The sequence below is a fragment of the Streptomyces sp. cg36 genome (genome assembly GCF_041080675.1).
Taxonomy (GTDB): Bacteria; Actinomycetota; Actinomycetes; order Streptomycetales; family Streptomycetaceae; genus Streptomyces.
This window is the reverse complement of the sequence record NZ_CP163520.1, coordinates 6087986-6114002: the sequence shown is the minus strand read 5'-3', so window position 1 is coordinate 6114002 and position 26017 is coordinate 6087986. Positions and strand designations below refer to the sequence as shown.

Genomic DNA, 26017 nt, shown 5'->3' with positions numbered 1-26017 from the left:
GCGCATGGATCTTGGACTGAAGGACCGTGTCTACGTCGTCACCGGCGCCTCCCGCGGCCTCGGCCTCGCGGCGGCGCGGGAGCTGGCGGCGGACGGCGCGAAGGTGCTGCTGACCGGCCGCGACGAGAAGGCGGTGGCCTCGGCCGCCGAGGAGCTGGGCGCCGGGGCGCTGGGCGTGGCCGCCGACAACGCGGACCCGGCGACCCCCGCCCGGCTGATCGCCGCCGCCCGCGAGCGGTTCGGCCGCGTCGACGGCGTGCTGATCAGCGTCGGCGGCCCGCCGCCCGGCTTCCTCGCCGACAACACGGACGAGCAGTGGAGGGCCGCCTTCGACTCGGTGTTCCTGGGCGCGGTCCGGATGGCCCGGGCGGCGGCGGACGAGCTGGACGAGGGCGGTGTGATCGGCTTCGTCCTCTCGGGCTCGGTCCATGAACCGATCCCCGGTCTGACCATCTCCAACGGGCTGCGGCCGGGGCTCGCGGGCTTCGCCAAGTCGCTGGCCGACGAGCTCGGCCCGCGCGGCGTCCGAGTGGTCGGGCTGCTGCCGTCCCGGATCGACACGGACCGGGTGCGCCAGCTGGACGCGCTGTCGGGCGACGCGGAGGCGTCCCGGGCGTCCAACGAGTCGCGGATCCCGCTGCGCCGCTACGGCACGCCGGAGGAGTTCGGCCGCACGGCCGCGTTCCTGCTCTCGCCCGCCGCGTCGTATCTGACGGGCCTGATGCTGCCGGTCGACGGCGGGGCACGGCACGGGTTCTGAGGGATCACCACCGGCCCCGGGGCGCCGCGACGGGTCCCGGGACCCGCTGCCGGAGCACCGCCGGCCGACGCTCGGCGGGCTCGGCCCGGCGGCGGGGGCCGGTGGGCACCGGCCCGGCGGCGGGGGCCGCTTGTAGGCATCGGCCCGGCGACGGGGGCGCTGGTGAGCACCGGCCCGGCGGCGCGGGGGCCGCCAGTGAGCACCGGGTCGACGGCGCACGACCGCTAGTGGGCACCGGCCCGACGGGCAGGGGCCTCCGGCGGGCATCGGCCCGGTCTTGCGGGCCTCAATTCACCCGTCGCGCCCGGTGTTTGACGCCCCGCAGCCGAACGTCGGCCGGGAGCTCGGCCAGGCCCGCCGAGTCGCGGGCGTGTGCCAGGGCCTGCGAGACGAGCAGGGTGAGCGTCTCGGCCGGGGCCGCGTGGGGCTCCAGGGCCAGCGCGATCCGGGCCTCGGGCGTGGTGCGCCGCCCGTGCAGGGTGACATGGGCGCGCGCCACCCCGGGCAGCGACTCGGCCTCGCCCGCCAGCACCGCCTCCAGGGCCCGGCCCCGCAGCAGCGCGCCCGCGCCGTCGCCGGAGTCCACCAGGATCTCGGCCAGCCGGGCCCGGCGCAGCTGGGCGAGCAGCCACCACAGGGCGAGCAGCACCAGCACCGCGAGCGCGGCGATCACCACCGGCCACCACCAGCCGTGCTGGTGCCAGCGCTCCCGGCGGGCGTGGCTCAGCAGGACGTCGTGCCTGCCGTGCCAGGGCCACCACGAGGGGACGGCGAGGCCGGACCCGGCCGCGAGGGCCGCGCCGCCCGCCGCCACCAGGGCCAGCCCGGCGAGGCCGATCAGCACCCGGTTCACCGTCCTGAGCATGCGTGCCCCCTTCCCGGCGCCGGCACGGCTACCGCTTCCTGGCCGCGCGGCCGACGTGCACGGAGAGGCCGGGCCGTCCGGCCAGCCCGAGTTCCTTGATGCCCGCGCCGAGCGCGGCGTCCAGGTCCGCCCGTACGTCGTCGAGTTCGCGGAAGTGCGACTCGGCCCGTACGGCGACCTTGGCGCGGCCCATCCTGACCCGCGCCGACTGCACGCCCGGAACCTCCATCGCCCGGTCCCGCAGCACCAGCGCGGCGGCGGACCGGTCCAGTCCGGCCCGCACCCCGGCCGTGGTGCGGCGCATCGGGAGCACGTCCCGCAGCCCCGGCGTCAGCGCGAGCACGATCAGCCAGAGGCCCAGGAGCACCGCCGCGCCCGCGCCCGCCAGGACCACCGCGTCGTCCAGCGCGTGCACGGCCGACCAGTGCGCGAGCCGGCGGCGCCAGCGCATCGCGGGCCGGTCGGCGCGGACGGCCGCGATGTCGTACAGCAGGGGCCCGGCCAGCGCGAGCACGGCCAGCGCGACCAGGAGGGCGGGGCCGCGGCGCGCGGACCAGAAGCGGCCCGCGCGCTCGTCGGTGACGGTCGGCACGGGGTCGTAGGCGGCGGACGACCGGGACTGGTCGAGGCCGTCCTCGTCGCCGGGGAGCGGCCCGCCGGGGGTCTTCTCCAGGACGACGGGCAGCCGCCGGGTGCCGGCGCCGTCCCCTTCCCCGGTCCCGTACCCGGGCGCGCCGGGGCCGGTGCGCTCCGGTTCGGCCGGTCCGCCGGGCTCGCTCATCGGATCCTCCCCGGGTCCGTGCCGCGGGTGTGCGGGGAGTGCAGCCGCTCGATCTGCACCGCCACCTCGGGCACCTCCATGCCCGCCAACGCCCTTACCCGTTCGGCCACTTGCCGACGCACGGCCCCGCACTGGGCACCGATGTCGGAGGGGTAGCCGAGCTCCAGGCTGACGCGGACGCGGGCCACCTCCTGGTGGACCGTGACCGTGGCGTGGGGCGCGGCGCCGCCCTCGGGCGGTGCGCCCAGCGCCTCGCGCGCCGCCCGGGCCGCGATCTTCGCCACGACCCGGTCGGCGATCCGGGTCGCGCCGCGCTCGGCGGGCTCCACCCGCGCGGGCCCGGCGCGACCCGGATCGCCTCGCTCCGGACCCGGCGGATCCGGCTCCCTGCGGCCGGGGGCCGTCGACGACACCGTCATGGGGCGCGGTCACCGCCGCCGGTCGCCGCGGTCGCCCCGGGGCCGGAAGAAGTCGCCCGGTTCGAGATCGCCCTCCAGGAACCGGCCCACCACGAACCCGATCGCTCCTAGCGCCGCCACCAGCAAGAACGCTCCGAACCCGCCGAAGTATCCGGCGAATCCGAGCGCCATGCCGGCCACCATGCCGATCACCGCCATGCTCATCCTGAGCTCCTCAGTCGGGGGCCTGGTCTACTGGAGCCGCGACTCCGGCTCGTCCTCTTCCTCGTCCGGGAGTTTGACGTCGCTCACCGCGATGTTGACCTCGACGACCTCCAGCCCCGTCATGCGCTCGACGGCCGCGATCACGTTCTCCCGCACCGCGCGGGCCACATCGGAGATCGACACGCCGTAATCGACCACGATCTCCAGATCGAGCGCCGTCTGGACCTCGCCGACCTCGGCCTTCACCCCGCGCGCCACCGCGGCCTTGCTCGCACCGGGTACCCGGTCGCGGACCGCGCCGAACGTACGGGACAGTCCGCTGCCCATCGCGTGGACGCCCACGACCTCCCGGGCCGCGAGACCCGCGATCTTCTCCACCACGCCGTCGGCGATGGTGGTCCGGCCGCGGGTCCCCGGATCGCCGCCGCCGCGCCGGGCGCCGGACTTCCTGGCACCGCCCTCGGAGGTCTCCCTGCCGCCCTGGCCGGACGGTTCGGGGCGGCTGCGTTCTGCGGTGTCGCTCATGGCGTTCGTCCCTTTCGGATTCCCCCCGGCTGCCCACACTAAGTGTGGTTGCCCCATCCCGCGCCGGGGATGCGGCAGCCGGGGGCGCAACCCCCCGGGCGGAGCACGCTCAGTCCGACAGACCCGCCAGGTCCCGCAGCCGGCGCGCCTGAGCGGCCCGCTCGGCGACGCGCTGGTCCTCGTAACCGCGGTCGGCGACGCCCCGCAGCAGCGCCTTGGTCTCCACCACCGCGTCCCGGGGCGCGGCGAGCAGCGCGCCCGCCAAGTCCCGTACGGCCGCGTCGAGTTCCGCGCCCGGCACCGCGAGGTTGGCGAGGCCGGTGCGCTCCGCCTCCTCGGCGCCGACGAAGCGGCCGGTGGCGCAGATCTCCAGCGCGCGGGCATAGCCCACCAGGGAGACCAGCGGGTGGGTGCCGGTCAGGTCCGGCACCAGGCCCAGGCTGGTCTCGCGCATGGCGAACTGCACGTCGTCGGCGACGACGCGCAGGTCACAGGCGAGCGCGAGCTGGAAGCCCGCACCGATCGCATGCCCCTGGACGGCCGCGATGGACACGATGTCGTTGCGGCGCCACCAGGTGAACGCTTCCTGGTACTCGGCGATGACCGCGTCCAGCTCCGCGTCGGAGCCGCGCGCCAGGTCCAGGAAGGACGGCTCGCCGTCGAAGCCCTCGGGGGTGAAGGCCTGACGGTCGAGCCCGGCGGAGAAGGACTTGCCCTCGCCCCGCAGGACCACGACCCGGACGGACCCGGGGAGTTCCTGTCCGGCCGCCACCAACGCCCGCCACAGAGCGGGAGACTGGGCGTTGCGCTTGTCCGGATTGGTCAGGGTCACCGTGGCGACTGCGTCGTCCACGGTGAGCCGGACGCCGTCCTTGTCGAGTACGGGATCGGGCACGGCCATGGGGCACCTCCGGGTTACTGTGCGGTCAACAAGTGACTGCACAGTAACCACCCGGCCGACCGCACGGCCGACCGGGTGGCCACCGGGCCCGGCGGGCCGGTCGCCATGGCCCAGGTCAGGCCGAGGCGGTCTTCTTGCCGCGTGTCGCTCCGCCGCGTCCGCGCAGTACCACCCCGGACTCGCTGAGCATCCGGTGGACGAATCCGTAGGAGCGGCCGGTCTCTTCGGCCAACGCCCGGATGCTCGCACCGGAGTCGTACTTCTTCTTCAGGTCTGCCGCGAGCTTGTCGCGCGCGGCGCCGGTAACCCGGCTGCCCTTCTTCAGAGTCTCGGCCACCCGTGCCTCCTCATGGGAAGTGCGCTCTGGACTTCTCATGATCACCCCTCCCGGGCTTCCTGGCCACCCATTCGGCAAGGTCCATCCGACCGGGTTTCGGGGCGCGCCCTAGTGCGGCACGGGCGGAACTCAAGATTCCGGACGGCTCGGAAGTGACCTTTCGCCCAGACGCGCCAAGAAGTACCTGGTCAGGCGTGTGCGCCCGGTCACTCTCCGGAATGGTCCCGTACGGTACGTATCGGATCTTGATCCCGTGCATGACACGCCGGGGTACGAGACGCACTCACTCAGATTGAGGATCACGCGTAGGCCGAATGATCCATATGGAGTGGATCAGTCGCCCAGGGTCACGCCAGGGCGACCAGATCCGCGTAGTCCGGGCCCCACAGGTCCTCGACGCCGTCGGGCAGCAGGATGATCCGCTCGGGCTGGAGCGCCTCGACCGCGCCCTCGTCGTGCGTCACCAGGACGACCGCGCCCTTGTAGGTGCGCAGCGCGCCCAGGATCTCCTCACGGCTGGCCGGGTCGAGGTTGTTGGTCGGCTCGTCGAGCAGCAGCACGTTGGCGGACGAGACCACCAGCGTGGCCAGGGCCAGCCGGGTCTTCTCGCCGCCGGAGAGCACGCCGGCGGGCTTGTCCACGTCGTCGCCGGAGAACAGGAACGAGCCCAGCGTCTTGCGGACCTCGACCAGGTCCAGGTCGGGCGCCGAGGAGCGCATGTTCTCCAGGACCGTGCGGTCCGGGTCGAGCGTCTCGTGCTCCTGGGCGTAGTAGCCCAGCTTGAGGCCGTGGCCCGGGGTGACCTCGCCGGTGTCCGGGGACTCGGCGCCCGCGAGCAGCCGCAGCAAGGTGGTCTTGCCCGCGCCGTTGAGGCCGAGGATGACGACCCGGGAGCCCTTGTCGATGGCCAGGTCGACGTCGGTGAAGATCTCCAGCGAACCGTACGACTTCGACAGGCCCTCGGCGGTCAGCGGCGTCTTGCCGCAGGGCGCCGGGTCCGGGAAGCGCAGCTTGGCGACCTTGTCGGAGACCCGGACGGCCTCCAGGCCCGACAGGAGGCGCTCGGCGCGCTTGGCCATGTTCTGCGCGGCCACCGTCTTGGTCGCCTTGGCGCGCATCTTGTCGGCCTGCGAGTTCAGCGCGGCGGCCTTCTTCTCCGCGTTCTGGCGCTCGCGCTTGCGGCGCTTCTCGTCGGCCTCGCGCTGCTGCTGGTAGAGCTTCCAGCCCATGTTGTAGACATCGATCTGGGAGCGGTTGGCGTCCAGGTAGAACACCTTGTTGACGACCGTCTCGACCAGGTCGACATCGTGGGAGATCACGATGAAGCCGCCCCGGTACGTCTTGAGGTAGTCGCGCAGCCAGACGATCGAGTCGGCGTCGAGGTGGTTGGTCGGCTCGTCCAGGAGCAGGGTGTCGGCGTCCGAGAAGAGGATGCGGGCGAGCTCGACGCGGCGGCGCTGACCGCCGGAGAGGGTGTGCAGCGGCTGGCCGAGCACCCGGTCGGGCAGCCCGAGGGCCGCCGCGATGGTGGCGGCCTCCGCCTCGGCCGCGTACCCGCCCTTGGTCAGGAACTCGGTCTCCAGGCGCTCGTACTTCTTCATCGCCTTCTCGCGCGTGGCGCCCTTGCCGTTCGCCATGCGGTCCTCGTTCTCGCGCATCTTGCGCAGCACCTCGTCGAGGCCGCGGGCGGAGAGCACCCGGTCGCGGGCGAGGACGTCGAGGTCACCGGTGCGGGGGTCCTGCGGCAGATAGCCGACCTCGCCGGAGCGGGTGATGGTGCCGCCGGCCGGGATGCCCTCACCGGCCAGGCACTTGGTGAGGGTGGTCTTGCCTGCTCCGTTGCGGCCGACGAGGCCGATGCGGTCGCCCTTGGCGACACGGAAGGAGGCGTTCTCGATGAGGATGCGAGCGCCGGCGCGCAGCTCGATGCCGGTGGCGGTGATCACGGAAATACTCCAGGGCGGTGTGGACGGCGGGATGGACGGGGGTCGCGGACGATCGACGCCGTCTAATGCACAAGGAGAATTGCCATGCGGACAATTCTAGCGGGGGCGTGCAACTGCTTTTACGTGCGGTGATCCCTTGGCCGCGACCCGGTGGGCAGCTCGTTGCCGAGCGGCGTGCGGCCGGGCGCGATCCGCCCCAGGCCGTCCACCGCCACCAGCTCCTGGCTCCACGCGTCCCGGTCCCGGCAGGGCTGGGCGACGATCAGTACGCCCGCCACGCGCGCGGTCCGGTCCGGGTCGAAGGCGCAGCCGCGCCGGGCGGGCAGCGTCCAGCGAAGATCACCGTCGGCCGTGCGGTACGCGGCGATCCGCTCGGGGGTGAGCACCGCGAGCATGCCGCCCTCCCCCGCGCCCGGCCCGGGCCGCCCGAGCTCCTGGAGCACGCCCCCGGCCCGGCCGGGGCGGGCCGCCAGCCAGCCCGCGAGGCCCGGCACGGCCCGGTGCCAGCGGACCGCGCCGACCGAGAGCACGCGCGCGGAGTCGGTGACCAGACCGTCGCTCCACAGCGCGAAGGCGTGCCCGGGCGCGGTGCGCACGGCGAGCGGACGCCGCCCCTCGCGCCGGTAGGTCCAGCCGCGCGCCCCGCTCCCCGGGGCGTACGCCTCCACGGCCGCACCCCGTACGCGCACGTACGCGCGCGCGTACGGAGCGGCCGGCGGCACGGTGAGGCGGTCGCCGTAGGGCGCGGGCCGGGCGTGCTGGGCGGCGGCGACCAGGGGCAGGGCCAGCACGGCGGCGCCGAGCGCCAGCGCGAGACGGTTCCGGTCCATGAGGCGCCGAGCGTATCGGCCGCCGCGTCAAAACGGGCGCGACGCACTGTCCTGTTCGATACTCGGGGTGACATCGGCGAGCGGAGGGTGAGCGACCCATGCAGTTCGACGACGACGCCGATCTGGACACGTCCGAGGTCAAGGACGTACGCGGCAGTCGTGTCCCGGGCGGCCGGGCCACCATCGGCGGCGGCATCGCCGGGATCATCGCCCTGGTCCTGGGGCTCCTCTTCGGCGTGGGCCCCGAGCAGCTGGGGCTCTCCTCCGGCGACTCCCAGCCCGCGACCTCGGTCTCCGCGCAGGGGCAGGTGCAGGCGAGCTGCCGCAAGGGGCGGGACGCCAACACCAAGGAGGACTGCCGGATCCTCGCGGTGGTCAACAGCGTGCAGGACTACTGGGGCCAGGAGTTCCCGCGCCGGGGCGGGCGCTACTCCCGCGCCCAGACCGTCTTCTTCACCGGCCGGGTCCCCACCGCGTGCGGCAACGCGACGTCGGCGGTCGGGCCGTTCTACTGCCCCGGCGACCGCCAGGTCTATCTGGACCTCGGCTTCTTCGAGGAGCTGCGGACCAAGTTCGGCTCCAGCGGCGGCCCGTTCGCGCAGGCGTACGTGGTGGCGCACGAGTACGGACACCACATCCAGAACCTGATGGGCACCCTCGCCAAGTCGCAGGACGGCCGCCAGGGAGCGAACAGCAACGCGGTGAAGGTCGAGCTCCAGGCCGACTGCTACGCCGGGGTGTGGGCGCACCACGCGACCACCACCCCGGACGAGCGGACCGGACGCCCGCTGCTGACCCGGCTCACCCAGCAGGACATCGACGACGGCCTGGACGCGGCGGCGGCCGTGGGCGACGACCGCATCCAGGAGAAGTTCCAGGGCCGGGTCACCCCGGAATCCTGGACCCACGGCTCGGCCCAGCAGCGCCAGCAGTGGTTCACCACGGGATTCCGCAGTGGCGACATGGGGCGGTGCAATACGTTTGCGGGGTGAGGGGTGAGGGGTGACGGGGGTCGGGTGGCAGATGGCGGGTGACAGCGGTCGGCTGACGGGTGGCAGGTGACGGCGGTCAGCGGTCAGATGACAGATGTCGGCTGACGGCTGACGGCTGACGGCTGACGGCTGACGGCTGACGGCTGACGGCTGACGGCTGACGGCTGACGGCTGACGGCTATCAGCTGTCGGTCCGCCACTGGCAACTGTCGGATGACGACTGGCAGATGTCAGATATCAGACGCCGACTGGCAGATGGCAGCTGACAGCTGACGACTAACCACCACCCACCAGCCCCACCACCCCCACTCCCCCGCCCTACACCCCGCCCGTATGCACCTGGAAGGCCGCCCGGCGGACCGCCTTGGCGAGGGCCGGGTCCGGGTGGGCCGCTGCCAGGGCGACCAGGACCTGGACGGTACGGGGGTGGCCCACCACCCTCACCTCGTCCAGCAGCGCCGCCACGGTGCCCTGCACCGCCGAGTCGAGGTGACGCACCATCAGCTCCACCTCGCCGTGGTCGGCGACGGCCGCCGCCGTGTCCACCCACAGCCAGGTCGACTCCTCCCGGGTGAGGACGGAGGTGGCGTCCTCCGGGTCGGTGCCCTCGTGCTCGGCGAGCCAGAGCAGGGCATACGGCCGCAGGAAGACCTCGTCGGTGGCGGCGCGCACCTCGGGCTCGGCGGGGGCGCCCACCACCCGCAGGGCCTCGAAGGCGAGTCCGCGCACCAGGGCGTCCTCGCCCCGCGCGGCGTCGAGCAGTTCGGTGACCGCGCTGCCGACGGGCCGCGCGGCGAGCCAGGCGCGGTACTCGGCACGGGCCGGACCCGGGGTGAGCCGGGCGCAGCCGCGCAGCATGTCATCGGCGGACTGCTCGATGTTGCCCGCCGGGCTCTGCGCGGCGACGCAGATCTGTTCCAGCTTGACCCAGACCGCCCAACTGCCGAGCGGGGTGAGCGTCGCCGAGCCCCGGCCGAGGGTGAGCGCGCCGACGGCGGCGAGCGCGGCGAGCACCCAGTCGAGCAGCAGGGAGAGGAAGGCGAGGGCGGCGGGCGGGTCGCCGGCGCCGTCCGCGTCGCCCCCGTACGGCACTTCGCAGCGCTCGTCGCGGAGTTCGGCGACGCGCTGGCCGAGCAGGTCCAGCAGGGCCGGTACGAGGACGGGCCCGGCCGAGAGCTGGAGCAGCGAGAGCACCTGCGGGACGGCCTCGACGACCTCGGCCACGGCGGCGGGCGCGATGGCGGCCGGGGCGGGGTGGACGATCGACCAGGCGTCGAAGAGGGCGACCCAGCCGCGCAGCACGGCCGCGTCGTCGCGGTCCCAGGCGCGCAGCCGCCAGCCGGGGCGGGCGGTGCCGCCGTGCAGTTCGATCAGTCCGGCGAGCCGGGCCCGGTCCCAGCCCTCGCGCACCTGGCCCGGCGTCAGGTCCAGGGTGGCGGCGGCCAGTTCGGCGGCGGCGCCGGACAGGCTGCCGGTCGGGGCGGGGCGCGGTGCGCCGCCCCGGGCGCGCTCGGCGTCGGCCCAGCGGGCGACCCGGACGGCGTCGGCGAGCACCGCTCTGGCCTGGCGGGCCAGTTCGGCCGCGGCCGGGGTGCCCTCCGGTGGGCGGGAGGCCGGCCTGGCGCGCCGGTCCGTCACGGCGCGGCGGGCGGTGGCGAGCGGGCGGGCATCCTTCGCGTGCGGTGCGCGGACAAGCCGCAGTCTGGAGTCTCGCGGCAACTTCTCTTCAGGCTTCCGGGACGTCACGGGTGCAGTCTTCCCGCTGACGGGCCGAAAGCCCAAACGGAATGCGGTCCGCTGGTTCCGGGGGGCCGGGAAAGGTGCCCGGCCGTCCCTCCTACATCAGGGGCGTCAGGAAGCGCCGCAGTGCCTCCTCGTACCTGGCGGGGTCCGCGTTCCACATCGAGGCGTGCGGGGCCTGCGGGACGGTGTGCAGGGTGACCAGGTCGGGGCGGCGGGCCGCGAGGGCGCGGGTGGGGTGCCAGGGGGCCAGGGTGTCGTCGGGGCCGTGGAAGACCAGGGCCGGCACGCGCAGGGCGGCCGGGTCGACCGCCTCGCGCAGGTGGTCGCCGTGCGGGCCGGTGCGGCCCTGGGCGGCCCGTACGGCGAGCGGCAGCAGGGCGGCCGGGGCCCCGTTGGCGACGGCGAGGGCGCGCAGGGTGCCTTCCCAGTCGAGGACCGGCGAGTCCAGGACGACGCCCGCGACGCGGTCGCGCAGCGCCGAGCCGGTGGTGGTGTGCAGCGCCATGGTGGCGCCGGTGGACCAGCCGTGCAGGATGACGCGCCGGGCGCCGCGCCGGACCGCGTAGCGGACGGCGGCGTCCAGGTCGCGCCACTCGGAGTCGCCGAGGTGGGCGAGGCCGTCGGGCGAGCGGGGCGCGCCCTCGTCGCCCCGGTAGGCGGGGACGAGGACGGGGAGGCGGTGGCGGTGCAGGAAGCCCGCGATGTTCAGCGCGTGCTCGCGGGTGGTGCCGATGCCGTGCACGGCGATGACCCAGGTGTCCCGGACGCCCTCCACCAGCCAGGCGGGCAGCGAGCCCAGTTCGGACGGGATCTCCACGTCCTCGTAGGACAGGCCGAGGGTGGCGGGGGTGCCGCGGTGGATCTGCGGGGTGAGCCGGACCCGGTCCCCCGCCGCCGGGGTGCCTTCGGTGACCCGTTCCAGGCGGCGCACCACGGTGTCGGCCGGGTGCGGCGCGTCCTCGACGACGGGTCCGACCACGGCGTGGATGCCGGGGCCCTCGATCGCGTACACGCCGGGGCGTTGCGCGGCCAGGCAGCGGGTCAGGGTGATCCGGCCGGGCGCGGTGGCGTGCACGGTGAGTTCGGGGTCGGCGGGCAGGGGGCGGCCCGGCGGCGCCTTGAGGGCGGCGTCGCTCGCGTACCGTCCGGCGGCCACCGCTGCCGCGCCGACGCCGATGAGTGTGGTGACGGCCGCTGCCGTCGCTGTTGCCGGGCGCACCGCTCCAGTGTGGGCAGCCGTCGCGCGCGCGGCCAGTGGACGGGGTCCTACCGGGTCACTCCCCCGGCCCGGCCCCGGGCTGTCCGTACCCCCGGAACTGCTCGGCGGCCCGGTCCAGGTCGGCCGGGGAGAGCAGGGAGGGGGTGCGGCCGGGGATCGCGGAGGCGGTGAGCCAGAGGCGGCACATCCACTCCAGCTGGGCGGTGCGGTCGTACGCCTCGGAGAGGGTGGTTCCGTAAGTGATCGTTCCGTGGTTGCGCAGCAGGCAGGCGGTGCGGCCCTCCAGTGCGCGCACCATGTTTCGCGCCAGTTCCTCGGTGCCGTACAGCGCGTACGGCGCGACCTGGACCGGACCACCGAGGGCGGCGGTCATGTAGTGGACCGGCGGCAGCTCGTCGACCAGGGTGGAGACGGCGGTGGCGTGCACGGCGTGGGTGTGGACGACGGCGCGGGCGGCGGTGTTCGCGTGCACGGCGAGGTGCACGGGCAGCTCGCTGGTGGGGCGGAGCGTGCCGGTCACCTGGCGGCCGGTGAGGTCGACGGCGACGGTGTCGTCGGGGCCGAGGCGGTCGTAGGGGACGCCGCTCGGGGTGACCAGGACGAGGTCGCCCACGCGTACCGAGACGTTGCCGGAGGTGCCCACGACCAGGCCCTCCTCGGCGGTGCGGCGCGCGGTGGCGGTCAGTTCGGCCCAGGCGGCGGCGATCGTTTCGCGGTCGTTCGGCTCTCCCATGGGGCGATCCTCGCAGGCCGTGCGGCGGGCGCCAGAGGGTGACCAGTATCTCTTTCTCTGGGGCATTTGAACGCTTGAAGGCGTTTGTCAGGGCCTGCACACCGCAAAAAGCGGTCAGATACACCGCAGGGCCGGACCCAGTTCACCTTCCGTTCATCCAGGTTACTTACGTTCATCGCAACACTGACGTCGAACGATTGCCTGGGTAAATGGAACACATCACGCTGCTGCTCGCCATTGTGGTCGTGACAGCTCTAGTGTTCGATTTCACGAACGGTTTCCATGACACCGCCAACGCGATGGCCACCACCATCTCGACCGGCGCACTGAAGCCCAAAGCCGCGGTGGCCATGTCCGCCGCGCTCAACCTGGTCGGCGCGTTCCTGTCGGTGGAGGTCGCCAAGACGATCTCCGGCGGGATCGTCAACGAAAAGGGCATCAGAACCGAAGTGATCTTCGCGGCCCTGGTCGGCGCCATCCTGTGGAACCTGGTGACCTGGCTGCTCGGTCTGCCGTCCAGCTCGTCCCACGCCCTGTTCGGCGGTCTGATCGGCGCGGCCGTGATGTCGGCCGGCTGGTCCTCGGTCAACGGCTCCACCGTCGTCACCAAGGTGCTGCTGCCCGCCGTCGCCGCCCCGATCGTCGCGGGCGTCGCCTCGATGCTGGCGACCCGCCTCACGTACCGGATCAACCGCAACACGGACGAGAAGGCCACCGCCAAGGGCTACCGGGCCGGACAGATCGCCTCCGCCGGTCTCGTCTCGCTCGCCCACGGCACCAACGACGCGCAGAAGACCATGGGCATCATCACCCTGGCCCTGGTCACCGGCGGTGTGCTGCACCCGGGCGCCAACCCCCCGATGTGGGTCATCGTCTCGGCCGGCCTGGCCATCGCCATGGGCACCTACCTCGGCGGCTGGCGCATCATCCGCACCATGGGCAAGGGCCTGACCGAGCTGGCGCCGCCGCAGGGCTTCGCCGCCCAGTCCGGTGCCGCCACCGTCATCCTGGCCTCCTCGCACCTCGGCTTCTCCCTCTCCACCACCCAGGTCTGCTCCGGCTCCGTCATGGGCGCGGGTCTGGGCCGCAAGGGCGGTGTGGTCCGCTGGTCCACCGCGACCCGGATGTTCGTGGCGTGGGGCCTGACCCTGCCGGCCGCCGGTCTGGTGGGCGCGGGCGCCGAGTTCCTCACCGGCCAGGGCACCTGGGGCGTCGTCCTCGTGGCGATCCTGCTGGTCGCGGGCTCCGGCTTCATCTGGAAGCTGTCGCGCCGCGAGCCGGTCGACCACAACGACGTCACCGCCGCTCCCGCCGCCACCGAGACCCCGGCCGAGCCCGCGGGCGTGGTGACCACCGCCATGGCCGCCGTCACCCCGCCCCCGACCGCCGCCGCCGTGGCCGTGGCCGCCGACCTGACGGCGACCATCGCGGCCCCGGCCCCGGTGGCCCCCGCCGACCCGCCCCGCCCGGCCACGGTCTGACGGCCGCCGCGCACCCGAAGGAATCGTCATGCACATCGACTGGGCAGCTCTCGGCACCGTCTTCGGTGTCAGCCTCATCGTCACCGTCGGCCTGGTGGGCCTGTTCACCGTCGGCATCGTCGGACTCAGCAAGCAGCAGTCCGCGGCGGCCGGCAAGGGCAACGTCACGGTGGCCCGCACCACCGCCTACCTCTGCTTCGCGCTCTGCGCTGCGGCCGTCGCGTACGGCATCAACCTGATCGTCGGCAAGTAGCGCCGCACGCGTCGCACGCACCACCGGAACCGCCCCGCGGCACGGCCGCGGGGCGGTTCTCTGTGTGCCCCAACACACTCTCCCGTCGCAGGTCAGCAGCGAGTTGACGGGCGTTCCCCGGCGTGGTGGACTGCCCGAGCCATTTACGGCGGCAGAAGAGGAAGCCGGTGCGAATCCGGCGCGGTCCCGCCACTGTCACCGGGGAAGCATCCCCGTGAGCCAGGAACTCTCACCGCCGGTCGACGTCGTACCAGGGCGCGGACACCCTGAGTGAGGACACACCGCCATGCGCGCCTGCCAGTTCTCGGCACCCCCCACCCGTACCGGAGTTCCTCGCGGCGTTGCGAAGGGCTGACCCCGATGCGTGCCGACCGCACCTTCGCGTACGGCGCCACCGCCGGGCTCCTCGGTGACCTGCTCCTCGGCGACCCGCGCCGGGGCCACCCGGTCGCGGCGTTCGGCCGGGCCGCCGCCGCCGTCGAGCGCGCGCTGTGGCGCGACCACCGGGGCTGGGGCGCGCTGCACACCGCCGTGTGCGCCGGGGGCGCCGCGGGCGCCGCACTGCTCGCCACGCGCGCGGTGCGCGGCCGGCCGGCCGCCTCCGCCGCCCTGACCGCCGCCGCCACCTGGGCCGTCGTCGGCGGCACCTCGCTCGGCCGGGAGGCCCGCGCGATCGGCGCCGCCCTCGACGCGGGGGACGTCGAGGCGGCCCGCGCGCGGCTGCCCCATCTGTGCGGGCGCGACCCGCAGACCCTGGACGCGCCCGGCATCGCGCGCGCCGTCGTCGAGTCCGTCGCCGAGAACACCTCCGACGCCGTGGTCGGCGCCCTGGTGTGGGGGGCGCTCGCGGGGGTGCCCGGCCTGGTGGCGTTCCGCGCCGTCAACACCCTGGACGCGATGGTCGGCCACCGCTCGCCGCGCCACCTGCGCTACGGCTGGGCCTCGGCGCGCCTGGACGACGTGGCGGGCTGGCCCGGCGCCCGGCTCACCGCCGCCCTCGCGGTGGCCGCCGGGGGCTCCCCGCGCGCGGCCACGCGCGCGTGGCGGGCGGACGCGGCCAAGCACCCGAGCCCCAACGCGGGCCCGGTGGAAGCGTCGTTCGCGGGTGCGCTCGGCGTCCGGCTGGGCGGCACGCTCTCGTACGGCGGACGGGTCGAGCACCGGCCCGTCCTCAACGGCCCAGGCCGGGCCGTCGAGGTCGGTGACATCGAACGAGCGGTGCGGCTGTCGCGGCGGGTGGGCTGGCTGGCCCTGGGCGTCGCTGTCGCGGTGAGGAAGGTACGTACATGAGCGGCGGTCTGCTGATCGCGGGCACCACGTCCGACGCCGGGAAGAGCGTCGTCACCGCGGGCATCTGCCGGTGGCTGGTGCGCCAGGGCGTGAAGGTGGCGCCGTTCAAGGGACAGAACATGTCCCTCAACTCGTTCGTCACGCGCGAGGGCGCGGAGATCGGCCGGGCGCAGGCGATGCAGGCGCAGGCGGCGCGCGTCGAGCCGTCCGCGCTGATGAACCCCGTGCTGCTCAAGCCGGGGAGCGACCGTTCGAGCCAGGTCGTGCTCATGGGCCGGCCGGTGGGCGAACTGAGCGCCCGCGGCTACCACGGCGGACGCCAGGAAGCACTCCTGGGCACCGTTCTGGACTGTCTGGAGCGGCTGCGGGGCACATATGACGCCGTGATCTGCGAAGGGGCGGGCAGCCCGGCCGAGATCAATCTGCGGCGCACCGACATCGTGAACATGGGCATCGCGCGGGCGGCGAAACTGCCGGTCGTGGTGGTCGGCGACATCGACCGGGGCGGGGTGTTCGCCTCGTTCTTCGGCACGACCGCGCTGCTCAGCCCGGAGGACCAGGCCCTGGTGGCGGGGTACATGGTCAACAAGTTCCGCGGCGACGTCACGCTCCTGGAACCGGGCATCGACATGCTGCACGGCCTCACCGGGCGGCACACGTACGGGATCCTGCCGTACGCGCACGGGCTCGGCATCGACGAGGAGGACGGGCTGCGGGTCTCGCTGCGCGGCACCGTGCGCGAGTCCGTGGTGGCGCCGCCGGTCGGCGAGGACGTGCTGCGCGTGGCGGTCTGCGCGGTGCCGCTGATGTCCAACTTCACCGATGTCGACGCGCTCGCCGCCGAGCCGGGCGTGGTCGTGCGGTTCGTGGACCGGCCCGAGGAGCTCGTCGACGCGGATCTGGTCGTCGTGCCGGGAACCCGGGGCACGGTCCGGGCGTTGGAGTGGCTGAGGGAACGGGGGCTGGCGCGGGAGCTGGCGCGCAGGGCGGCCGAGGGGCGTCCGGTGCTGGGGATCTGCGGCGGGTTCCAGGTGCTCGCAGAGCACATCGAGGACGAGGTCGAGTCGCGGGCGGGCTCCGTGACGGGTCTCGGACTGCTGCCCGTGCGGGTGCGGTTCGCGGCCGAGAAGACACTTGCACGGCCGACCGGTGAGGCGCTGGGCGAGCGCGTGGAGGGATACGAGATCCACCACGGCGTCGCCGAAGTGCTGGGCGGGGAAGCCTTCTTGGACGGATGCCGGGTCGGTGCGGTCTGGGGGACGCACTGGCACGGGTCACTTGAGAGCGACGGATTCAGGCGGCGGTTCCTGGAGCGGGTCGCGAGCGCCACCGGACGGCGTTTCGTGCCCGCCCCCGACACGTCGTTCGGTGCGCTGCGCGAGGAGCAGCTGGACCGCCTCGGGGACCTCATCGAAGAACACGCGGACACGGACGCCCTCATGCGGCTCATCGAGCAGGGGGCTCCGGTCGGACTTCCCTTCATCGCACCAGGAGCGCCCGCATGAGCACTGTGCTGTTGCTGTCGACCGCCGACACCGACCTCCTGGCGGCCCGGGCCTCCGGGGCGCCCTACCGGATCGGCAACCCGACCCGTCTCGACGTGGCCGAGGAGCTGCCCGCCCTGCTCGACGGGGCGGCCGTCGCCGTGGTGCGCCTGCTCGGCGGCAAGCGCGCCTGGGAGGACGGGCTGGCGGCGCTGCGGGCCGCCGGGATCCCCACCGTGCTGCTGGGCGGGGAGTCGGTGCCGGACGCCGAGCTGATGGCCGAGTCGTCGGTGCCCGCCGGTGTGGTCGCCGAGGCCCTGCGCTATCTGGTGGAGGGCGGCCCGGGCAATCTGGTGGAGCTGGCCCGCTTCCTCTCCGACACCGTGCTGCTGACCGGCGTCGGCTTCGCCGAGCCGCAGCCGATGCCCGAGTGGGGCGTGCACGGCAGGCGCGCGCGGCTCGCGGACCGGCCGACCGTGGGCGTGCTCTTCTACCGCGCGCACGAGCTGTCCGGCAACACCGCGTTCGTCGACGTCCTGTGCGACAGCATCGAGGCCCACGGCGCCAACGCCCTTCCGGTGTACGTGGGTTCGCTGCGCGGTGCCGAGCCCGCGCTGTACGAGACGCTGGGCCGGGCCGACGCGCTGGTCGCCACCGTCCTGGCGGCGGGCGGCGCCACCGCCGCGCGGGCCAGTGCGGGCGGCGACGAGGACGCCTGGGACATCGGCGCCCTGGCCGAGCTGGACGTGCCGGTGCTGCAAGGGCTCTGCCTCACCTCCGCCAAGGCCGTCTGGGAGGCGTCGAACGCGGCGGTCTCCCCCATGGACGCGGCGATGCAGGTGGCCATCCCCGAGTTCGACGGCCGGCTGATCACGGTCCCGTTCTCCTTCAAGGAACAGGGCCCGGACGAGGTGCCGGTCTATGTCGCCGACCCCGAGCGGGCCTCCCGGGTCGCCGGGATCGCGGTGCGCCACGCCCGGCTCAGGCACAAGCCCAACGCGGAGAAGAGGATCGCGCTGGTCTTCACCGCCTACCCCACCAAGCACTCCCGGGTGGGCAACGCGGTGGGCCTGGACACCCCCGCCTCCGCCGTCCGCGTCCTGGACGCCCTGCGCGACGCGGGGTACGCGGTGGAGGGCCACCCGGACGACGGGGACGAGCTGATCCACCGGCTGATCGCGGCGGGCGGCCACGACGTGGAGTGGCTCACCGAGGAGCAGCTGGCCGCCGCCCCCGCGCGCGTACCGCTCGCCGACTACCGCTCCTGGTTCGAGGAGCTGGCGCCCGAGCTGCGCGCGAGCATCCGGGAGCACTGGGGCGAGCCCCCGGGACAGCTGTACGTGGACGGCGACGAGATCGTGCTCGCCTCCCTCCGGTTCGGCAACGTGGTGGTGATGATCCAGCCGCCGCGCGGCTTCGGCGAGAACCCGATCGCGATCTACCACGACCCCGACATGCCGCCCTCCCACCACTATCTGGCGGCCTACCGCTGGCTGGAGACCCCGGTGTCGCGGGGCGGCTTCGGCGCCGACGCCGTCGTGCACATGGGCAAGCACGGCACCCTGGAGTGGCTGCCCGGCAAGGGCCTCGGCCTCTCCGCGGGCTGCGGCCCGGACGCGGTCCTGGGCGAACTGCCGCTGGTGTACCCGTTCATTGTCAACGACCCGGGCGAGGGCACCCAGGCCAAGCGGCGCGGCCACGCCACCGTCGTGGACCATCTGGTCCCCCCGATGGCCCGCGCCGACACCTACGGCGACCTGGCCAAACTGGAGCAACTCCTCGACGAGTACGCCCTGGTGAGCGATCTCGACCCGACGAAGGCCCCGGCGGTGCGGGCCCAGATCTGGACGCTGGTCAAGGCCGCCGAGCTCCACCACGACCTGCACCTCGACGAGCAGCCGGACGACGGCGACTTCGACGAGTTCGTGCTGCACATCGACGGCTATCTGTGTGAGATCAAGGACGTGCAGATCCGTGACGGGCTGCACGTCCTGGGCGGCGGCCCCGAGGCCGGGCCCCGGGTCAACCTGGTGCTCGCGGTGCTGCGCGCCTCCCAGGTGTGGGGCGGCGAGGCGGACGCGCTGCCGGGTCTGCGCGCCGCGCTGGCCGAGCACTTCGGGCTGGCCGAGAAGGAGTTGCTGGCCGAGCCGGGCGCCCCGGTCAAGGTGGCGGCGGAGCTGACGGAGCTGGTGGCGGGCCCGGCCCGCAGCGCGGCCGACGCGATCGACCTCCTGGAGCAGCTGTGCCGCCGGCTGGCGGAGGGCATGGAGGAGCGCGGCTGGGACGCGGCGCAGTGTCCGGGCCTGGTGGCCGAGGTGCTGGGCGGCCCGCTCCCGGCCGCGGTGGCGGTGCTGGAGTTCGCCTGCCGCGAGGTGGTGCCGCGCCTGGCGCGCACCAGCGACGAGATCGGGCACGTCCTGCACGCCCTGGACGGCGGTTACGTCCCGGCGGGCCCCTCGGGCTCCCCCACCCGCGGCCTGGTCAACGTGCTGCCCACCGGGCGGAACTTCTACTCGGTGGACCCCAAGGCCATCCCGTCCCGGCTGAGCTGGGAGGTCGGCCAGGCGCTCGCGGACTCGCTGGTGGCGCGCTACCTCGCGGACACGGGCGCGTACCCGAAGTCCGTGGGCCTCACCGTCTGGGGCACCTCGGCGATGCGCACCCAGGGCGACGACATCGCCGAGGTCCTGGCGCTGCTCGGCTGCCGCCCGGTGTGGGACGACGCGTCGCGGCGCGTCACCGGCTTCGAGGTGGTGCCCGCCGCCGAGCTCGGCCGTCCGCGCATCGATGTCACGGTCCGCATCTCCGGCTTCTTCCGGGACGCGTTCCCGCACGTGGTGGGGCTGATCGACGACGCGGTGCGGGCGGTGGCGGAGCTGGACGAGCCGGCCGCCGCCAACTACGTGCGGGCGCACGTGGACGAGGACACCGCCGAGCACGGCGACCGCCGCCGCGCCACGGCCCGTATCTTCGGCTCCAAGCCGGGGGCGTACGGGGCGGGGCTGCTCCCGCTGATCGACGCCCGCAACTGGCGCTCCGACGCGGACCTCGCCGAGGTGTACGCGGTGTGGGGCGGCTACGCGTACGGACGGGGGCTGGACGGCCGGGCGGCCCGGGGCGACATGGAGACGGCGTTCCGGCGGATCGCGGTGGCGGCGAAGAACGTCGACACCCGCGAGCACGACCTGGTCGACGCCGACGACTACTTCCAGTACCACGGCGGCATGGTGGCCACGGTGCGGCATCTGACGGGGACGGGCCCCGAGGCGTACGTGGGCGACTCGGCCACGCCCGACCAGGTCAGGACGCGCACCCTCGGCGAGGAGACCCACCGGGTCTTTCGCGCGCGCGTGGTCAACCCGCGCTGGATGGCGGCGATGCGCCGCCACGGCTACAAGGGCGCGTTCGAGATGGCGGCGACCGTGGACTACCTGTTCGGGTACGACGCGACGGCGGGCGTGGTCGACGACTGGATGTACGAGAAGCTCGCGTCCGAGTACGTGTTCTCCGCCGAGAACCAGGAGTTCATGCGCAGGTCCAATCCCTGGGCCTTGCGCGGCATCACCGAGCGGCTGCTGGAGGCCGCCGACCGAGGTCTGTGGGCGGAGCCCGAGGCGGCGACGCTGGAGCGGCTGCGCGCGACCTATCTGCAGCTTGAGGGCGATCTGGAGAGTGACAACGCATGAGTACGCCGTATCCGTTCAGCGCGATCGTCGGTCAGGACGACCTACGGCTGGCCCTCCTGCTGAACGCGGTGTCGCCGCAGGTGGGAGGGGTCCTGGTGCGCGGCGAGAAGGGCACCGCGAAGAGCACCGCGGTGCGGGCGCTCTCGGCGCTGCTGCCCGAGGTCGACGTCGTCACCGGGTGCCGGTTCTCCTGTGACCCCGCGGGCCCCGATCCGGCCTGCCCGGACGGGCCGCACGAGGCCGGGGCCGGGGCGCCGCGCGCCGCGCGCATGGTCGAGCTCCCCGTCGGCGCCTCCGAGGACCGGCTGGTGGGCGCGCTCGACATCGAGCGGGCGCTGGCGGAGGGCGTGAAGGCGTTCGAGCCGGGTCTGCTGGCCCACGCCCACCGCGGGATCCTGTACGTGGACGAGGTCAACCTCCTCCACGACCACCTCGTGGACCTGCTGCTCGACGCCGCCGCGATGGGCGCCTCGTACGTGGAGCGCGAGGGCGTGTCCGTCCGGCACGCGGCGCGGTTCCTGCTGGTGGGGACCATGAACCCCGAAGAGGGCGAGCTGCGCCCGCAGTTGCTGGACCGGTTCGGGCTGACCGTGGAGGTGAAGGCGTCCCGGGAGCCGGACCAGCGGGTCGAGGTGGTCCGCCGGCGCCTGGCCTACGACGACGACCCGGCCGCCTTCGCGGTGCGCTGGGCCGACGAGGAGGCCGCCGTGCGGGCGCGGATCGTGGCGGCGCGCGCGCTGCTGCCGCAGGTGCGGCTCGGGGACGCGGCGCTGCGGCAGATCGCCGCCACCTGCGCCGCGTTCGAGGTGGACGGCATGCGCGCCGACCTGGTGATGGCCCGGACCGCGACCGCGCTGGCGGCGTGGGCGGGGCGTACGGACGTGCTCGCGGAGGACGTGCGGCAGGCAGCGCTGCTGGCGCTGCCGCACCGCCGCCGCCGCAATCCGTTCGACGCGCCGGGCCTGGACGAGGACAAGCTGGACGACACCCTGGAGGAGTTCGGGGACCAGGACGAGGACCCGGATCCGGACCCGGACGGGCCGGGCGGCGGGGGCGGGCAGCCTCCGCGAGACGGCGGTCCGGCGCCCGAGACGGGCGGCGGGGACGCCCCGGCCCGCCCCGAGGAGGGCGAGGGCGGCGAGCCGCAGAGCGCGGGCGGCGCCGAACAGCAGCCCGTCCGCGCCGGTGAGCCGTTCCGTACGAAGATGCTGAGCGTGCCGGGCCTCGGCGAGGGCGCGGCGGGCCGCCGCTCCCGCGCGCGCACGGCACACGGGCGCACGACGGGGGCCAAGCGCCCCCGGGGCACGCTCACCAAGCTGCATCTGGCGGCGACGGTGCGGGCGGCGGCCCCGCACCAGCGGGCGCGCGGCCGGTCGGGGCCGGGGCTGGTGGTGCGCCGGGACGACCTGCGGCAGGCGACCCGGGAGGGCCGCGAGGGCAATCTGGTGCTCTTCGTCGTCGACGCGTCGGGGTCGATGGCTGCCCGGCAGCGGATGGGCGCGGTCAAGGGCGCGGTGCTCTCGCTGCTGCTCGACGCCTACCAGCGGCGCGACAAGGTGGGTCTGATCACCTTCCGGGGCAAGGACGCGGAGGTGGCGCTGCCGCCGACGTCGTCGGTGGACGCGGCGGCGGCCCGGCTGGAGACGCTCCCCACCGGCGGGCGCACCCCGCTGGCGGCGGGGCTGCTGAAGGCCCACGACGTGCTGCGGGTGGAGCGGATGCGCGATCCGTCGCGGCGCCCGCTGCTCGTGGTGGTGACGGACGGGCGGGCGACCGGCGGGGTGGACCCGGTGGCGCTGGCGGGCCGCTCCGCGCGGCTGCTGGCCGCCGAGGGCGTGGCGAGCGTGGTCGTGGACTGCGAGGCGGGCGCCGTCCGCCTCGGCCTCGCGGCCGAGCTGGCGCGGGAGCTGCAGGGACCGGCGGTGACGCTCGACGAGTTGCGGGCGGATTCGATCGCCGGTCTGGTCAAGGACGTGACGGGGACTTCGAGGAGGGCCGCCTGATGCCGCAGGGACAGCCGAGCGTGGTGCCGGAGGACGGGCTGACGACGCGTCAGCGACGCAACCGTCCGCTGGTCATGGTGCACACGGGGATCGGCAAGGGGAAGTCGACGGCCGCGTTCGGGCTCGCGCTGCGGGCCTGGAACCAGGGCTGGCCGATCGGGGTGTTCCAGTTCGTCAAGTCGGCGAAGTGGAAGGTCGGCGAGGAGAACGCGCTGCGCGTGCTGGGCGCCTCCGGCGAGGGCGGCAGCGTCGCCTGGCACAAGATGGGCGAGGGCTGGTCCTGGGTCCAGCGCGACGAGCAGGTCGACAACGAGGAGAAGGCCCGCGAGGGCTGGGAGCAGGTCAAGCGGGACCTGGCCGCCGAGACCTACAAGCTGTACGTGCTGGACGAGTTCGCCTACCCGATGCACTGGGGCTGGGTGGACACCGACGAGGTCGTCTCGGTGCTGCGGGACCGGCCGGGCACCCAGCACGTGGTGATCACGGGGCGCAACGCACCGGAGAAGCTGCTGGAGTTCGCGGACCTGGTGACCGACATGTCGAAGGTCAAGCACCCGATGGACGCCGGTCAGAAGGGGCAGCGGGGCATCGAGTGGTAGCACGTCTCGTCATCGCCGCGCCGTCGTCGGGCAGCGGGAAGACCACGGTCGCGACGGGCCTGATGGCCGCGTTCGCCGCGACCGGGCTCGCGGTGTCCCCGCACAAGGTCGGCCCCGACTACATCGACCCCGGCTACCACGCCCTGGCCACGGGGCGCCCCGGGCGCAACCTCGACGCGTACATGTGCGGCCCGGAGCTGATGGCTCCGCTGCTCGCGCACGGCGCGCGGGGGTGCGACGTCGCGGTGGTCGAGGGGGTCATGGGGCTGTACGACGGCGCCTCGGGCCTCGGGGAGCTCGCCTCCACCGCGCAGGTCTCCAAACTGCTGCGGGCACCGGTGGTGCTGGTGGTGGACGCCTCCTCGCAGTCGCGGTCGGTGGCGGCGCTGGTGCACGGCTTCGCGTCCTGGGACCCGCGGGTGCGGCTCGGCGGGGTGATCCTCAACAAGGTCGGCTCGGACCGGCACGAGGAGCTGCTGCGGGCGGCCCTGGAGGAGTCGGGGGTGGAGGTGCTGGGCGCCCTGCGGCGCGCGGCCCCGCTGTCGACGCCGTCGCGGCACCTGGGCCTGGTGCCGGTGGCCGAGCGGCGCGCCGACGCGGTGGCGGCGGTCGCGGCGATGGCCGAGCAGGTGCGCCAAGGGTGCGATCTGGCCGCGCTGCTGGCGCTGGCCCGCTCGGCACCGGACCTCGCCTGCTCGCCGTGGGACGCGGCGGCGGCGCTGGCCGCCGACCCCGCCGGAGGGCTGCGCCCCGGGGCGCGCGACGGGGCGGAGACGGCCGGTGGCCGAGGCCCCGGGCGGACGGCCGGGGAACCGGCCGAAGGAGGTGCGGCCACGGCGGGCCGGCGGCCCGTGGTGGCCCTCGCGGGGGGACCCGCGTTCACCTTCTCGTACGCCGAGCACGCCGAGCTGCTGACCGCCGCGGGCGCGGACGTCGTCGTCTTCGATCCGCTCCGGGACGAGTCGCTGCCCGAGCGGACCGCCGGTCTGGTCATCGGCGGCGGCTTCCCCGAGGTCTACGCGGCCGAGCTCAGCGCCAACGAGCCGCTGCGCAAGGCGGTCGGCGACCTCGCGCGGTCCGGCGGCTCCGTGGCCGCCGAGTGCGCCGGGCTGCTCTATCTGGCGCGCTCGCTCGACGGGCAGCCGATGTGCGGGGTGCTGGACGCCGATGCCCGGATGTCGCAGCGGCTCACCCTCGGCTACCGCGAGGCGGTCGCGATCGGTGACAACTGCCTGGCCGCCGCCGGGACGCGGCTGCGCGGCCACGAGTTCCACCGGACCGTGCTCGACCCGGGCGCGGGCCCCTCGCCCGCCTGGGGGATGGTCCACCCGGAGCGCCGGGTCGAGGGATTCGTCCAGCAGGGCGTGCACGCCAGCTATCTGCACACGCACTGGGCCGCCCGGCCCGCTGTGGCCCGGCGGTTCGTCGAAGGGTGCGCGCCATGAGCAGGCTGGTCGGCGTGGGCGTGGGCCCCGGGGATCCGGAGCTGGTGACCGTGAAGGGCGTACGGGCCCTGCGGGAGGCCGATGTCGTCGTGGTGCCGGTGCTGGCCGACGCCGACGGACACGACGGGGGCGAGCCCGGCCGCGCCGAGGCGACCGTGCTCCACTACGTGGACCGCTCCAAGGTCGTCCGGGTCGTCTTCGCGCTGAACGAGCGGAGCGACCGGGGCCGGCGCGAGGCGGCGTGGGACGCGGCGGGCGAGGCGGTCGCCGCGCTGCTGCCCGCGCACCCCACGGTGGCGTTCGCGACCCTGGGCGACCCCCATGTGTATTCGACGTTCACCTATCTCGCCCAGACCGTCGCGGAGCTGGTGCCCGGGACCGAGATCGAGACGGTCCCCGGGATCACCGCGATGCAGGACCTGGCGGCCCGCTCGGGCGCGGTGCTCACCGAGGGGACCGAGCCGCTGACGCTGGTCCCGGTGACCGCGGGCACCACCGTGCTCAGGGACGCGCTGGAGGGCCCGGGGACGGTGGTGGCGTACAAGTTCGGGCGCCAGGCGGGCGAGGTCGCGCGGGCGCTGCGGGCGACCGGCCGGATCGAGGACGCGGTGTGGGGTTCGGCGCTCGGGCTCGACGGGGAGTCGATCCGCCCGGCCGCCGAGCTGGACGGCGCCGAGCTGCCGTATCTGTCGACGCTGATCGCGCCCGCGCGGCGCCGGGGCCGCGGCGGCAAGCTGTGAGGCCGCCACCGGCCGGGAGCGGCGCGCCCCGCTCACCCCGCGAGCCCCACCACCAGCCAGATGAAGCCCACCCCGGCGACCGTGAAGAGCAGCGTCGACAGGGCCGGATGGTCGTGGTGGGCCTCCGGCAGGATCTCGGCGGCGGCCAGGTACAGCAGCACTCCGCCGAAGAAGCCGAGATAGCTTCCGAGCAGCTCGGCCGGAAGGGTGAACAGCAGCGTCGAGGCGGCGCCGACCATCGGGGCGAGCGCGTCGGCCACGAGCATGGCGACGGCCTTGCGCTTCTCGTTCCCGTACAGGCTGGTGATCGTGTAGGTGTTGAAGCCGTCGGCGAAGTCATGGGTGATCACGGCGAGTGCCACGGCCGCGCCCATGCCGCCGCCCACCTGGAAGGCGGCGCCGATCGCGATGCCGTCCATCAGGCTGTGGCCGACCATCGCGCCCGCCGCCGTCAGCCCCACCTGCGGCGCCCTCCGGTCGCCCCCGTGCGCCGCCCGGCGCACGGCGAGGAGCCGTTCGACCAGGTGGGCGACGAGGAAGCCGCCGACGAACAGGAGCAGCGCGGCCGGTACGCCGAAGACGTCGTCGCCCGCCGCCTCCAGCGCCTCCGGCAGCAGGTCGAGACCGACCACCCCGAGCATCAGGCCGCCCGCCAGTCCCAGCACCAGATGGCGCCGGTCGGTGACGCGCTGGGCCGTCCAGCCGCCGACCAGGGTCATCAGGAACGCGCCGAGCGCCACGAACACCGCCATGCCCCTTGCTAACCGACCGACCCGCCCGC

Annotated in this window: 24 protein-coding genes and 1 riboswitch; of the genes, 11 read left to right on the top strand and 13 right to left on the bottom strand. The window is 74.4% G+C overall.

Annotated elements, in window-relative coordinates:
- The first annotated feature begins 4 nt into the window (after window positions 1–4).
- Window positions 5–760 carry an SDR family oxidoreductase gene (locus AB5J87_RS27020; protein WP_369380088.1) on the top strand — a complete coding sequence of 252 codons (756 nt, stop codon included), beginning with the start codon at window positions 5–7 and terminating at the stop codon, window positions 758–760.
- A gap of 286 nt (window positions 761–1046) precedes the next feature.
- On the opposite strand, the gene amaP is transcribed toward AB5J87_RS27020, so the two are convergent.
- From amaP to AB5J87_RS26975, 9 genes are all read right to left on the bottom strand, one after another.
- Window positions 1047–1625: an alkaline shock response membrane anchor protein AmaP gene (gene amaP / locus AB5J87_RS27015; RefSeq protein ID WP_369380087.1), complete on the bottom strand. Its 579-nt coding sequence runs from the start codon at window positions 1623–1625 to the stop codon at window positions 1047–1049.
- 28 nt (window positions 1626–1653) lie between these two features.
- Window positions 1654–2406 carry a DUF6286 domain-containing protein gene (locus AB5J87_RS27010; RefSeq protein WP_369380085.1) on the bottom strand — a complete coding sequence of 251 codons (753 nt, stop codon included), beginning with the start codon at window positions 2404–2406 and terminating at the stop codon, window positions 1654–1656.
- Window positions 2403–2825, bottom strand: a complete 423-nt coding sequence (locus tag AB5J87_RS27005) for an Asp23/Gls24 family envelope stress response protein (protein ID WP_369380083.1) — start codon at window positions 2823–2825, stop codon at window positions 2403–2405. The genes AB5J87_RS27010 and AB5J87_RS27005 overlap by 4 nt, the downstream gene beginning before the upstream one ends.
- Window positions 2826–2834: 9 nt before the next feature.
- Complete coding sequence (locus tag AB5J87_RS27000) at window positions 2835–3029, bottom strand: hypothetical protein (RefSeq protein ID WP_369380082.1); 195 nt, start codon at window positions 3027–3029, stop codon at window positions 2835–2837.
- A gap of 27 nt (window positions 3030–3056) precedes the next feature.
- Entirely contained in the window at window positions 3057–3554 is a 498-nt protein-coding gene (locus AB5J87_RS26995) for an Asp23/Gls24 family envelope stress response protein (protein WP_369380079.1), read from the bottom strand.
- A 109-nt stretch (window positions 3555–3663) separates the two neighbouring features.
- Window positions 3664–4455, bottom strand: coding sequence for an enoyl-CoA hydratase/isomerase family protein (locus AB5J87_RS26990; protein ID WP_369380077.1), 792 nt, complete (start codon window positions 4453–4455; stop codon window positions 3664–3666).
- 115 nt (window positions 4456–4570) lie between these two features.
- A complete protein-coding gene (locus AB5J87_RS26985; RefSeq protein WP_067157635.1) occupies window positions 4571–4792 on the bottom strand; it encodes a helix-turn-helix domain-containing protein in 222 nt (73 codons plus the stop codon).
- Window positions 4793–5139: 347 nt separating this feature from the next.
- On the bottom strand, window positions 5140–6738 hold the full coding sequence (locus AB5J87_RS26980) for an ABC-F family ATP-binding cassette domain-containing protein (RefSeq protein ID WP_369380074.1): 1599 nt from the start codon (window positions 6736–6738) through the stop codon (window positions 5140–5142).
- Window positions 6739–6857: 119 nt separating this feature from the next.
- On the bottom strand, window positions 6858–7568 hold the full coding sequence (locus AB5J87_RS26975; RefSeq protein WP_369380073.1) for a hypothetical protein: 711 nt from the start codon (window positions 7566–7568) through the stop codon (window positions 6858–6860).
- A gap of 98 nt (window positions 7569–7666) precedes the next feature.
- Here AB5J87_RS26975 and AB5J87_RS26970 point away from each other — a divergent pair, with 98 nt between their 5' ends.
- Complete coding sequence (locus AB5J87_RS26970; RefSeq protein WP_369380070.1) at window positions 7667–8560, top strand: neutral zinc metallopeptidase; 894 nt, start codon at window positions 7667–7669, stop codon at window positions 8558–8560.
- 318 nt (window positions 8561–8878) lie between these two features.
- Here AB5J87_RS26970 and AB5J87_RS26965 read toward each other — a convergent pair whose 3' ends face one another.
- The 3 genes from AB5J87_RS26965 to AB5J87_RS26955 form a co-directional block, all read right to left on the bottom strand.
- Window positions 8879–10279: a hypothetical protein gene (locus tag AB5J87_RS26965; RefSeq protein ID WP_369383684.1), complete on the bottom strand. Its 1401-nt coding sequence runs from the start codon at window positions 10277–10279 to the stop codon at window positions 8879–8881.
- A gap of 118 nt (window positions 10280–10397) precedes the next feature.
- The gene (locus AB5J87_RS26960; RefSeq protein ID WP_369380069.1) at window positions 10398–11522 is read right to left on the bottom strand and encodes an alpha/beta hydrolase; all 1125 of its coding nucleotides are present in this window, start codon (window positions 11520–11522) and stop codon (window positions 10398–10400) included.
- A gap of 55 nt (window positions 11523–11577) precedes the next feature.
- Complete coding sequence (locus AB5J87_RS26955) at window positions 11578–12255, bottom strand: class II aldolase/adducin family protein (protein ID WP_369380066.1); 678 nt, start codon at window positions 12253–12255, stop codon at window positions 11578–11580.
- Between the two features lie 209 nt (window positions 12256–12464).
- On the opposite strand from AB5J87_RS26955, the gene AB5J87_RS26950 reads away from it, so the two are divergent.
- From AB5J87_RS26950 to cobI, 9 genes are all read left to right on the top strand, one after another.
- On the top strand, window positions 12465–13736 hold the full coding sequence (locus AB5J87_RS26950) for an anion permease (protein ID WP_369380064.1): 1272 nt from the start codon (window positions 12465–12467) through the stop codon (window positions 13734–13736).
- Window positions 13737–13764: 28 nt separating this feature from the next.
- Window positions 13765–13989 carry a hypothetical protein gene (locus AB5J87_RS26945; RefSeq protein WP_369380061.1) on the top strand — a complete coding sequence of 75 codons (225 nt, stop codon included), beginning with the start codon at window positions 13765–13767 and terminating at the stop codon, window positions 13987–13989.
- Window positions 13990–14098: 109 nt separating this feature from the next.
- Window positions 14099–14241: riboswitch (cobalamin riboswitch) on the top strand.
- 108 nt (window positions 14242–14349) lie between these two features.
- On the top strand, window positions 14350–15279 hold the full coding sequence (locus tag AB5J87_RS26940) for a cobalamin biosynthesis protein (RefSeq protein WP_369380058.1): 930 nt from the start codon (window positions 14350–14352) through the stop codon (window positions 15277–15279).
- On the top strand, window positions 15276–16784 hold the full coding sequence (locus AB5J87_RS26935) for a cobyric acid synthase (protein WP_369380057.1): 1509 nt from the start codon (window positions 15276–15278) through the stop codon (window positions 16782–16784). The genes AB5J87_RS26940 and AB5J87_RS26935 overlap by 4 nt, the downstream gene beginning before the upstream one ends.
- Entirely contained in the window at window positions 16781–20449 is a 3669-nt protein-coding gene (cobN, locus tag AB5J87_RS26930; protein ID WP_369380054.1) for a cobaltochelatase subunit CobN, read from the top strand. The genes AB5J87_RS26935 and cobN overlap by 4 nt, the downstream gene beginning before the upstream one ends.
- Window positions 20446–22452, top strand: coding sequence for a putative cobaltochelatase (locus AB5J87_RS26925; protein ID WP_369380052.1), 2007 nt, complete (start codon window positions 20446–20448; stop codon window positions 22450–22452). Before cobN ends, AB5J87_RS26925 begins: the two co-directional genes overlap by 4 nt.
- On the top strand, window positions 22452–23051 hold the full coding sequence (cobO, locus tag AB5J87_RS26920) for a cob(I)yrinic acid a,c-diamide adenosyltransferase (RefSeq protein ID WP_369380051.1): 600 nt from the start codon (window positions 22452–22454) through the stop codon (window positions 23049–23051). The genes AB5J87_RS26925 and cobO overlap by 1 nt, the downstream gene beginning before the upstream one ends.
- Window positions 23045–24496 (top strand): cobyrinate a,c-diamide synthase, encoded by a 1452-nt coding sequence (locus tag AB5J87_RS26915; protein ID WP_369380050.1) that lies wholly within the window; start codon window positions 23045–23047, stop codon window positions 24494–24496. The genes cobO and AB5J87_RS26915 overlap by 7 nt, the downstream gene beginning before the upstream one ends.
- On the top strand, window positions 24493–25236 hold the full coding sequence (cobI, locus tag AB5J87_RS26910) for a precorrin-2 C(20)-methyltransferase (RefSeq protein ID WP_369380048.1): 744 nt from the start codon (window positions 24493–24495) through the stop codon (window positions 25234–25236). The genes AB5J87_RS26915 and cobI overlap by 4 nt, the downstream gene beginning before the upstream one ends.
- 32 nt (window positions 25237–25268) lie before the next feature.
- Here cobI and AB5J87_RS26905 read toward each other — a convergent pair whose 3' ends face one another.
- Window positions 25269–25988: a ZIP family metal transporter gene (locus AB5J87_RS26905; RefSeq protein ID WP_369380046.1), complete on the bottom strand. Its 720-nt coding sequence runs from the start codon at window positions 25986–25988 to the stop codon at window positions 25269–25271.
- Between the last annotated feature and the right edge of the window lie 29 nt (window positions 25989–26017).